The 6,207-nt window shown below is 55.6% G+C and carries 1 protein-coding gene and 1 pseudogene; both read left to right on the forward strand.

Annotated features, from left to right (window positions below; all coding sequences use genetic code 11):
• Window positions 1–91: 91 nt before the first annotated feature.
• A complete protein-coding gene (locus RMSM_RS07505) occupies window positions 92–823 on the forward strand; it encodes a YqjF family protein (RefSeq protein WP_008693739.1) in 732 nt (243 codons plus the stop codon).
• A gap of 650 nt (window positions 824–1,473) precedes the next feature.
• A pseudogene (locus tag RMSM_RS07515) lies at window positions 1,474–6,207 on the forward strand (hypothetical protein); the annotation flags it as partial.

Consider the following 6,207-nt stretch of genomic DNA (forward strand, 5'->3'; position numbering starts at 1 on the left):
AAGCAGGAGCCTGCGGTTCAGTGGGTTCGGCAGGCAAGGAGCCTGGGAACCCGTTAAGAGATAAAAGGCAAATGAACTGGGGGCCCAGGCTATGAGCGACACCGATATCGACCGGATCGCACCGACGCGGCGACCTGCCGGTCGCTGTGACGGTACCCAATCGTGGCAATCGCTGCTCTTCATGCACTGGCGTGTCCCCGTTGAAACCCTGTCACAGGCGATCCCGTCTGATTTGGAACTGGACACATTTAACGGGACCGCGTACCTCGGAATCGTGCCATTTCAAATGCGGGCAGTCCGGTCTCGCTGGCTGCCTCGATCGATGGCATTCAATTTTCTCGAGACGAATGTTCGGACTTATGTTGTCCATCGGGGACGTCCCGGCGTCTTTTTCTTCTCGTTAGACGCCAGCTCGCGATTGGCGGTCATGGCCGCCCGATGGGGGTGGTCTCTGCCTTATTACAATGCCCGAATGAACCATCACAACGATTCCGGAACGATTCGTTACGAAAGTTGTCGAGCGACACGCGTGAGCCACGATGTGTCGTTTCGGGTTGGCACAGACGAAGCTGTTTCTCAGCCCGGCACGCTGGAGCATTTTTTGTTTGAGCGATATCTGTTATTCGTTGAGCGTCACGGCGGTGTGCATGTCGGGCAAGTTCATCACGACCCCTATCGCGTCCGGATTGCCGAAATCGATGCTTTGGATGATGGCCTTGCTCGGGCGGCGGGCGTGGACCTGCCAGCGGGGATGCCCGACTTGGCCCACTACTGCGACGGGGTGGATGTCGAGGTGTTCGCAATCCAGCCGGCGACGAATTAGCCGTCGGCTTTCCCCCCTCTTTCGGCTAGCTACTGCCGATGACGGGCTGTGACACGTTCGTGTCTAAGGCCGCCGATCGAAATGAATCGTCAATCGTGGGGATCGGAAAAGCGTGTGCGCTAGCAAATTTGAGCTGTCGAGGTCCGCTGCGTCCGCGATGTGGCCTGCCATACAGGGGGTGTCAATCAAATTCCCAGCTCTATCGGGGAACTTTCGAGAGGGGAACTCGTCCAAAGCTGCACGCGATTATGTGGATTTTTCCGCCACCACGCAGATTCCGTCGGGGGGCTGGGGGAATCAATCCCGCTTGGAAGCCCTCATTTTCGCTACGACCTGTATGCACAACCTGGATAGGAAAGTGACCGGCAATATGCCGCGAAGCATTTATTTGAAGGCAAAAAACGCGCAACTATACTCGGCCAAAGAGTTTCGAGACTCGGCTGCGCGCAGCGGTGCGCGAAAGCCTGGGTTGCGGGGTTCAACTTATCGTTTTTTACCCATTCGCCTCTTCGAACGACCTAAGGTTCGTTTAGGCCACACTCAACTTACATCATCCTCCATCTCCCTAAAGCACAACGGAATTGGCTTTGGGGTTCGCCCGGAAGGTTCGGTCTATGACCTCGCGTAAGCGACATTTATCGTCATCGTCTTTGTCCGTTTCGAAATCAGAACTTCAGCGATCTGCTAAGAAGTCGAAGTCTTCGCATAAAAATTCGCGCAAGAAGGCTCGTCGTCAGCACATTCTGGAGACGCTCGAATCACGCCAATTGTTGGCGGGGCCGCAGTTGATCGGCATCCAGCCCAACGATGGTGATTTGATCGTCGATGGTTCGGTTCGCGACAGCGCCCCGAGCGTTTTGACGTTTCGGTTTGACCAAGATCAACAGATCGACCCCAATACGCTTGATGGCATTCGGATCACACGTCCAGGCGAAGACGGTATCTTCCAAACCGCGGATGATCTACAGATCACGCCCGGTTTGGTCACGCTGGGCGATCCGAACGAGAACGAAGTCGTTGTTCGCTTTGCTGAGTCGTTGCCGGACGACGAGTACCGCGTCGAGGTCTTTGGATACGACGATCCCGGATTGGGAATCAGTGGACTTCGTAACATCGAGAACGAATTCCTGGTTCCTCGCACCGCCGGTGAGCGATCGGAAGTCATCAATTTCAGTTTGCGTCTCGGCGCGTTGGTCGAAGCGGTGGTTCCGCAACCGGTTGTGCGTCTTGCCGATGGTTCGCTGCAGCAGAACCGCAACGAAATCGTCGTTTACTTTAACGAAGATCCGTTGTTTGTTGAAAATGACGACAATGGCAATCCGACGCAGCGATCGGCCGAAAACCCTCGCTTCTATCAATTGTTGCTGACCGATGAAACGGCGCGAACGACTGACGATTTGTTGTACCATCCCGATTCGGTGGTCTACGACTCGACGACCCATACCGCGCGGTTGTTCTTCAGCGGCGACATCAACGATCTTTCCGGGGTTCCGCTTGGCGGAGGCACGTTCCGATTGCGAATCGGTTCAGCGGTCGACAATCGAGTTGATTTGATCATCCCGCCGACCGATGTGGCTGTGGCTCCGGTTGCGGTCACCGATTTCAACGTCCAAGGGCTTCGCGTCAGCTTTGTCTCCAAGTCGATTGGTGAAGCGGCATCGGGTCGCAACATTCGTTTCGAAGACGTGGGTGCGGCGGGGCTATCGGTCCGCGCTGAAACCGACGGTACCGTGGTGTTCAATTTCGGCGGCGACTCGCCTACCTTGACCGATCTGCGTGTCGTGGCAGCGAGCGAACCGACGGTCAGCAATTTGATCGAAGTCAAATGGACGCTCAATGGCGATTCGACTCAGGGCGGCAGCACGTTGGTGCCTCGCAGTGTGATCGGCGCGCCTGCACTCGTACTGACTGCCGTAGGTGACACTCTCGGTACATCTCTTGACATCGGAGTGTTCGGTCGTGACGAGCAGTTGACGAGCTTGATTTTCGAAGAGTCAATCGATGCACAACCGTTCCTGATCGAATTGCCTGGCGGCAACGACGACCCAGGACATCGCGAGTTGGACGAAGTCGCCGGCGCGTTGCTGCAACACATCAACGACAACTTTGGTCCCGACACGCAGAACGGGATCACCGAGATCGCGTACAACTTTAACCCGATCTTTGATACCAGCGCGGGTGGCACTCAGTTCCAAAACCAGATCACCGAGCGGCAGAAGACACGCATTCGCGAAGCGCTTGGATTGTGGTCCAGCGAGATCGGTGTGCAGTTCCGCGAGACCGCAGACAGCGGGATCACGTTTGCATTGGGCGATACGTCGAATCTGCAAGCCGGCACCTTGCCGGACACCTCGGTGGTGTCCCAAAGCGTGCTGAATGCTCGCGTTCGCATCGATCCCACCTTTACCGAATCTGCCTTGGTGTTTAGCAACCAAGTGACGTTCAACACCGCCTATGGCGAAGACTTCATTCGCAAAGCGACCGCCGGAATCGGATTGATTCTCGGGCTCGAGCAGACGCCGGACTTGCCATCGCAAACGTTGATGAGTCTGAACAGCACCTACTTGAACAACTCGATCAACTCGCGACCGGACGAAGAACCGGTATTCCCGGGCAGCTACGATGTGCTGCATGGTCAATACGTGCATCGTCCCGACAGCATTGATGTTGACCTGTATCGATTCCAAGTCGACTTGGATGACGTTGACCGCGTTGGCCAATTGACGGTTGAGACTTTTGCCGAGCGTTTGCCCGATTCAAGTCTGCTGGACACCACGCTGACGCTGTATCAAGAAGTCAAGGCATCGGCCGTGACCGACTTCGGCGTTGGTGGTGATTTGCAAGTCCGTTTTGATTCGTTGCTCGAAGGCCGTTTGGGTAACAATCTGCGAATCGATTTCATTCAAACCGATCGCGCCGCCGGCGATACCGCTGTTCGCGTGTCCCAGCCAACTGATTCGACGGGCCAACCGATCGCCAATGCGATCCTGGTGGATATTCCACGCCGAGGTGCCAATATCTCCAGCGTGCCGGTGCAATCGATCGTTGATGCGGTGAACGACAGCCCGTTTGCCAGTTCGATCATGCGAGCCACGCGGGTTTCCGGAGCGGCAACAACCGATGTCAGCGGCAGTGCTTTGAATTTCTCGCCGATCTTGTTCAGTGGTGGCGGGATTGAGCAATTGGGCCGCAACGATGACTACTTTAGCGAAGATTCGCGATTGACCGCTTCGCTCGGCGAAGGCACCTACTACGTCGGTGTCGCAGCGAGCGGCAACGACAATTACGACCCGACGATCGCGAGAAGCGGTTACGGCGGATTGACCGAAGGCAAGTATGAACTGCATGTGAAATTCGAGCCTCAGGTCGATGAAACCGATGTCATCCGAGACTTGGATAGCGATCGCGTCGGGGTTCCCGGCACGATCCTCGATGGCGACGGCGATGGACAACCCGGTGGCGCCCATAACTTCTGGTTCCAAACGCGTCCGCTGAATCGAACGCTGACCTTTACCGACAACGGCGATGCAATCACGATCGGTCAAACGATCAAGGTGACCGGCGCGGCGGGTGTGGTTCGGACGTTTGAATTTGTACCGATCGGTAGTTCTGCGAAACCTGGAAACGTGGCGGTGTTCTACAGTCCGGGCAGTCCCAATTTCCCGACACCCGCAGGCACGTTAGCGACGACGCTGCAAACCGCGATCAACAGCCGCCAAAACGAAACCGGCGTGACCGCGACGGTTAGCGGCGGTAGCGTCATTTTGATGGGTGAACGCGAAATCGAGCTGTCGACCAACACGCGTGCCTTGGAAGCATCCGGACGCAACATTTTTGTCGACAAAACGGCTGGCCCGAACGCCGACGGTAGCTTGGATCATCCTTTTAACAACATCAGCAATTCGAACGTTGCAAACGCATTCGATGCGGCATTGCCGAAAGACATTGTGCGGATCGTTGGCAACGGAGGTGTTGATAAGAATGTCGCTACCGAGGCCGACAACTTTAGCTACCAGATCGGTATTCCGGACGTTGGAGGTGGATTCCTCGAAGACGGCCGCGTGATGGAAGTGCCCAAAGAGGTCACGACCATGATCGACGCCGGAGCCGTGTTCAAAGTCCGTGGTTCATGGATCGGTGTCGGCAGTAGCACCGTTCAAGTCGATCGCAGCAATGGTGTATTGCAGGTCCTCGGAACACCACGTTTGGTCGATCTAAGTGACCCTAGCACAACGACTTTGTTGGGCAACGATGACGCGGATCGCCCCGGCTACGATGACGGTAGCGTGATCTTTACCAGTTTCCGTGACCGCAACGTCGATGCGTCGGCCGTGGGCAATAGTCCTGCGGTATCGCCAGGGAATTGGGGTGGTTTGATTTTCCGCCGCGATATCGATCAAGCCGAAGGACGGCAAAACTTGGAAGATCAAGGAATCTTCTTGAACCAAGTCAATCATGCCGAAATCCGTTACGGCGGTAGCAGCAACGTGTTGATTGATTCGGTTCAGCAGTTGGTCAATCCGATCCAAATCGTCAATCTACGGCCGACGATTTCCTTCAGTGAGATTACCAATAGTGCCGACGCGGCGATCAGTGCATCGCCGGATAGTTTCGAGGAAACCAGCTACCAATCGCCACGGTTCCAACAAGCCGGCGCCTATACCGCGGACTATGACCGTGTCGGTCCCGATATTCACAACAACCAACTGTTTGAAAACAGCATCAATGGATTGTTTGTCCGTGTCGGTACCTCAGCGACCGATCCGCCGCGGGCATTGACCGTGGCTGGCCGTTTTGACGACACCAGCGTGGTTCACTTTGTTGCCGAAAACATTGTGGTGGCAGCCAATCCCGGTGGCTCAATTCAAGATGGGTTCGCACCGTCGACTTCATTGATTTCTGCGCAAGCCCTACGCGGTGGAACGTTCACGCCGGGAACGTATCTGTACAAGATGACGTTCGTCGATAGTGATGGATTTGAATCGCTCGCCAGCACAGATGAATTCTCGTTTTCGGTCAGTAGCTCGAACACGTCGATCGAATTGACGGGATTGCCACAGGTTCAAACCAGCTCGGGATATGTATCACGTCGCTTGTACCGAGCGGTCGACGTCGGTGGAACTCCGGTTTATAAGTTGGTGGCGGACTTGGATGCGTCGTCCATTTCGTACATCGATGACGGTTCTTCGACGGACGGGGTGCTGGATCTTAGTTTGCAAGGCATTCGTGGACGTCTCGATGCATCGTTGGTGATCGATCCTGGTACGGTCGTGAAGATTCGCGGAGCTCGATTCGAGCTGGGGTACGGAACCCAGTTGTTGGCCGAGGGTACCGAAAGCGATCCTGTCATCTTTACCAGCGTATTTGATGACCGTTTTGGTGCT

Source organism: Rhodopirellula maiorica SM1 (genome assembly GCF_000346295.1).
Lineage (GTDB): Bacteria > Planctomycetota > Planctomycetia > Pirellulales > Pirellulaceae > Novipirellula > Novipirellula maiorica.